3 protein-coding genes are annotated in these 5,642 nt (G+C 44.9%); all 3 read left to right on the top strand.

Going from position 1 to position 5,642, the window contains the following annotated elements:
• Positions 1-383: 383 nt before the first annotated feature.
• The 3 genes from F6J94_RS29120 to F6J94_RS29110 all read left to right on the top strand — a co-directional run bounded on the left by F6J94_RS29120 (position 384) and on the right by F6J94_RS29110 (position 5,363).
• The gene (locus F6J94_RS29120; protein WP_293046773.1) at positions 384-1,094 is read left to right on the top strand and encodes an ABC transporter ATP-binding protein; all 711 of its coding nucleotides are present in this window, start codon (positions 384-386) and stop codon (positions 1,092-1,094) included.
• A 283-nt stretch (positions 1,095-1,377) separates the two neighbouring features.
• Positions 1,378-3,744: an ABC transporter permease gene (locus tag F6J94_RS29115; RefSeq protein ID WP_293046772.1), complete on the top strand. Its 2,367-nt coding sequence runs from the start codon at positions 1,378-1,380 to the stop codon at positions 3,742-3,744.
• Between the two features lie 164 nt (positions 3,745-3,908).
• Complete coding sequence (locus F6J94_RS29110) at positions 3,909-5,363, top strand: HlyD family efflux transporter periplasmic adaptor subunit (RefSeq protein WP_293046771.1); 1,455 nt, start codon at positions 3,909-3,911, stop codon at positions 5,361-5,363.
• Positions 5,364-5,642: the final 279 nt, after the last annotated feature.

The raw sequence follows: 5,642 nt of genomic DNA, 5'->3' as shown, positions 1-5,642 counted from the left end.
GAATCGGGAATCGGGAATCGGGAATCGGGAATCGGGAATCGGGAATCGGGAATCGGGAATCGGGAATCGGGAATCGGGAATCGGGAATCGGGAATCGGGAATCGGGAATCGGGAATCGGGAATAGTAGACAATAATTATCACAATTTATTTAGAATTTATATCTAGTCATTACTCTTGAAATAATTAATCATGACTTATAGCAATTTGTAGATATTTTAATTATAAAAATGAATGGAATAAAAAAGATTAATTAAATTTTGAAATTGGCAATAATAAATAACTTAGGTTGAATGCTAAATACTCTATTCCCTGTTACCTGTTCCCTGTTACCTGTTCCCTAAAAACCTAGAAATACGTACTTAATAAAGTCGCCAACCGCTATATGAACAATGAACCTATTTTTAAAGTGCGTGACGTGACTAAAACCTATCAGATGGGGGAGGTGAATGTTCAGGCACTAAAATCAGTTACTATTGACCTCTATGCAGGAGAATTTGTAGTCTTGCTTGGTCCGTCTGGAAGTGGCAAGTCCACTCTGCTGAATATTCTCGGAGGACTTGATGTTCCTTCCTTCGGACAAGTCAAATTCTATAATCGTGATCTATCAAGTGCTGATGATCGTGCTCTTACCCGCTTTCGTCGGGAGTGCGTGGGTTTTGTGTTCCAATTCTACAATTTGATTCCCAGCTTGACGGCTCAGGAAAATGTTGCTCTGGTGACCGAAATTGCTCCTCGTCCGATGCGTCCTCGGGAAGCTTTGGGACTAGTGGGACTAGCCCATCGCCTTAACCATTTTCCGGCTCAATTATCTGGGGGTGAACAACAACGGGTTGCGATCGCTCGTGCTATTGCCAAACGTCCTCAAGTGCTCCTATGTGATGAACCAACCGGAGCGTTAGACTTTCAGACCGGTAAGCTAGTATTAAATGTATTGGAGCGAGTGAATCAGGAATTGGGAACAACTACTGCTGTAATTACTCACAATGCTGGAATTGCGGCTATGGCAGATCGGGTGATTACCATGCGTAGTGGTGAGATTATTAGTGTACATGGTAATCAGACTAAGATTGCTCCTGAGGATTTAGACTGGTAAGTGAACGATTGAGTACGTTAAGAATTAAATCAAATTACTTCGCTCGATAGAAAACGGGAGGTATAAAAGAACTAGGGGGAGTCACAAAGTAAGAGGTGTTAGCTATGATAGCAATATTATTAACAACTTTCTTAGTTTGTTTTCTGTTTGGTTTGACGTTAGTGTGTGAAGCTTTGTTTTACAAAGAAGAGAAGCAGTTATAAAAAATCCGCCAATCTTTTGAAACCCATTACAAGGCACTAGTTTTAAGCTGATTGGCTCTTGAAGTTGGTCTTACACTTCCATGAATTCCCTAGACCGTAAACTCTTACGTGACCTATGGCAATTGCGAGGTCAGGTAATAGCGATCGCATTAGTAGTAGCCTGTGGCATTGCTAGCTTCGTTCTAGCCAGGAGTGCGTATAGCTCTTTGCGACTAACCCAAGACACATATTACAACCGCTACCATTTTGCCCAAGTTTTCGCTTCCCTCAAACGCGCCCCAGAAACCCTCAAAGCCCAAATTGCTGCTATTCCCGGTATTGCCCAAACCCAAACTCGGATTGTGGTTGATGTCACCCTTGATGTCCCTGGTTTAACAGAACCAGCCACAGGAAGACTAATCTCAATTCCTGAGCGTCGTATTTCCATACTCAATGACTTATTTATTCGTCAGGGTCGCTATATTGAACCAGGACGAGGAGACGAAGTACTCGTAAGTGAAGCTTTCGCCCAAGCCAATCAACTCAACTTGGGTGATACCATGGGTGCCATTATTAATGGACGTTGGGAAAAATTGCGAATAGTAGGAAAGGCGCTATCACCAGAATACGTTTATGAAGTGCGAGGTGCTGGAGAAATCTTCCCAGATAATCGGCGATTTGGAGTGGTTTGGATAGGTCGGGAAGCCTTGGGTAAAGCCTTCGACCTTGATGGTGCCTTTAATGATGTCACCCTTTCGTTAAGTCCAGGAGCTCAAGAAAGGGAAATTATTAGCCGTTTGGATCGATTACTGGAACGCTATGGTGGGTTAGGTGCTTATGGAAGGGAAGATCAGTTATCCCATCAAATCCTAGCAGATGAACTCAGCAGTTTGGAAGTTTCTGCTACCTTTATGCCTTCGATTTTTTTAGCGATCGCATCTTTCCTACTGCATGTTGTCCTCTCTCGCCTGATCGGAACCCAACGGGAGCAAATTGCTGTGCTCAAAGCCTTTGGTTACAGTAACCTAACCATCGGTATCCATTATCTTAAATTTGTCCTTGCCATTGTCAGTGTAGGAGGTATCCTTGGCACCCTAGTTGGTCTTTGGCTTGGTAATGGACTAACCCAACTTTATGCTGAATTTTATCGCTTTCCCCTACTACGCTATGACGTCAGCTCAGACTTAGTCGCCACCGCAATCATAGTCAGCTTTACCGCAGCAGCAATTGGTGGACTAATGGCGGTACGTCGGGCAATTTCTCTTCCTCCAGCCCAAGCCATGCGTCCCGAACCCCCAGCTGAATTCAAACCTACCATTATTGAACGGCTAGGTCTACAGCAGTTTTTCTCCCCTGCCGGTCGCATTATCCTACGTAATTTGGAACGCAAGCCCATCCAAGCTTTCCTATCCATTATGGGAATAGCTGTTGCTGTAGCAATTCTCCTGACTGGGTTTTACATGGGAGATGCACTGACATACCTGATGGATTTTCAATTCCGCCAAGTGCAACGGGAAGATCTCACCATTATCTTTAATCAACCCCGTCCCGCACGTACCCGTTACGAAATCACTCACTTACCAGGAGTTATTCGTTCCGAACCCTTCCGCATCGTACCAGTACGTTTACGCTTTGACCATCATACCTATCGCAGTGCTTTAACTGGAATCGACCCAGCCGGAGAATTCCGCCGTCTGCTAGACAAGAATTGGTACACCGTGCATCTACCCCCAGACGGAGTTGTCATGACTACCAAACTAGCCGAAATCCTAGGTGTTACTCCTGGAGATACCCTAACCGTGGAAGTCCTGGAAGGAAGCCGTCCCGTGCGTCACATTCCTGTAGTCGGCTTGGTGGATGAACTCCTCGGTGTCTCAGTATATATGGATATCCATGCCCTCAACCGACTGATGCGAGAAGGACAAACTATTTCTGGTGCTTACCTCTCCGTTGATCCTCACCTTGCTAGTCAGCTTTACTATCGCCTCAAACGTCTACCCGCCATTACCGGTATTGCCACCCGTGAAGCCAGCCTAGAAAGCTTTGAGGAAATTAGTGCTAAAAATCTGCAAGTCTTTACAGCAGTACTAGTAATTTTTGCCTGCATTATTACCTTCAGCGTAGTCTATAACTCAGCACGGATTGCCCTATCAGAAAGAGGACGAGAATTAGCCAGTCTCAGGATTATGGGATTTACTCGTGCTGAAATTGCCTTTATTCTCCTAGGTGAACAAGTTATTCTTACCCTACTCGCCCTTCCTATTGGTTTTGGACTGGGATACGGTTTAGCTGCTTTAATGTCTCTTGCCTATAATTCTGAACTTTACCGTTTTCCCTTAATTATTACTAAAGATACCTATGCTTTTACATTTGTTATCGTAATAGTAGCAGCATTCTGTTCTGGATTAATTATCCGTAGACAGCTCAATCGTCTGGACTTAATCGCTGTTTTGAAAACCAGGGAATAAGCATCAACATCGTGATAGTTAGTAAGCTATCAGTTATCAGTTATCAGCTATAAGCTAATGCTTACAGTATTAATTAAATAGTAGTAATTAAATAGTAATAATTAAATAGTAGTAATTAAATACTGTTGCGATCGCACAATCGATTCCGCGAGTTGAGACACTTCATGAAGCACCTTCCTCAACGGCTAACTTACCTTATGGTTGGAGTTGGCATCATCACAGTAGTTGTCCTAGGATTTCGTCCTGCACCGATTAGGGTTGATCTAGCCGAAGTTAAACGGAGTAGTTTGCAAGTAACAGTGGATGGAGAGGGAAAGACCCGTATCCGCTCCCGCTTCGTAGTTTCAGCTCCTGTTGCCGGTCGGCTGGCGAGGATAAAACTAGATGAAGGAGATAAAATTAAACAAGGGGCAATAATTGCCCAAATTGACCGCCTTCCTCTAGATTCAGACGTCCGAGAAGCTCAAGCACGGCTAAGGCAATGGCAAGCAGAGCGTGATGGGGTAGCAACCAAGCGACCAAAACCAGAAGCTTTATTCCAGGCTCAAGCCCGCATCCGGTCAGCAATAGCCCAACAGCAAGAAGCTCAAGCTCGGGTCCAGCAAGCATTAGCAGCACTAGAGCAAGCAAAACGCGATCGCCAACGCTCCCAACAGTTACACATTGATGGCGCAATATCTCGTAAAGAGCTCGAAACAGCTCAATTGTTAGAAACTACCCGCCAGAGGGAATTAGAAGCAGCGCAACGGGAAGTGGATAGTGTGGCCGCTGAAGTCGTAGCCGCCAAAGAAGCCCGTGCCATTCTCCAAGCTGAACAGCGAGACCCTGACTATTTACTTGATGTCTACAATGCTCGCATTGCCAGTGTTCAAGCCGAACTTGCCAAGCTAGCCGATGAAGCAGCCCGTGCTGAAATCTACTCCCCAATTGATGGTTATGTCCTACGAGTCAATCAGGAAAGTGCTCGATATGTACAAGCCGGAACCCCCCTGTTGGAACTAGGGAATCCTGCTGACCTAGAGATTGTCGTTGATTTGCTTTCTACTGATGCAGTCAAAGTCAAGCCAGGAGCAAAAATGCTCATTGAACATTGGGGGGGAGAGCGCACCCTAAACGCTGAGGTGAAGTACGTCGAACCCTCAGCCTTTACCAAAATTTCAGCTCTTGGGGTAGAAGAACAGCGAGTGAATGCGATCGCTAATTTTGTAGATTCCCCAATTCCTTTAGGTGATGGCTACCGGGTAGAAACACGGATTGTAGTTTGGGAAAGCTCAGATGTGCTAGTCGTTCCCTTAAGTGCCATTTTCCGCTGCGACTCACAACAAAATAGCTCCCAGGACTCCATTGCACAAAATAGGGATGATTTGTCCGTGTCTGCAACAGGGGAAACACAGGGAAGTAACCAATTTTCAGATCATCAAAGGAGTATCCAGCGCTCCAACTTCCAGACTTGGTGTACATTTGTTGTGGAAAACAACCAAGCCAAGAAACGTCAGATTATAATTAGTCAGCGCAGTAATCTTGAAGCAGTGATTCAACAAGGACTTCGAGAAGGAGAAATAGTCATTTTGCATCCCACTGAACAAATTCAGGAAGGAAAACAAGTTGCACCCCGTTGACTAGCTATCCGTTGAATAGCCATAGTAGATAGTTGAAATTTTTATAGTTTACATTTATACCAAAAGCGATGGGCGTTGCTGAATTCAGGTATAATCTTAAACTAGCAAAATTAGCGTACGGTGACAGCTCCTACACCGACCTTTCAGGTTCGGTGTAGGCTTCCCAGCCAATCCGGGCATCCCTTAGGAGGCGCTGGGCTTTAAGAACGGACTGCCGAGAGACGAAACCTTAGATAGTGGAGCCTTTATGGTTAGTCGGCTATGCATAAAAGGGTTAAA

This window comes from Moorena sp. SIO1F2 (assembly GCF_010672755.1).
Classification (GTDB): domain Bacteria; phylum Cyanobacteriota; class Cyanobacteriia; order Cyanobacteriales; family Coleofasciculaceae; genus Moorena.
This window is presented reverse-complemented; position numbering and strand designations above follow the sequence as displayed.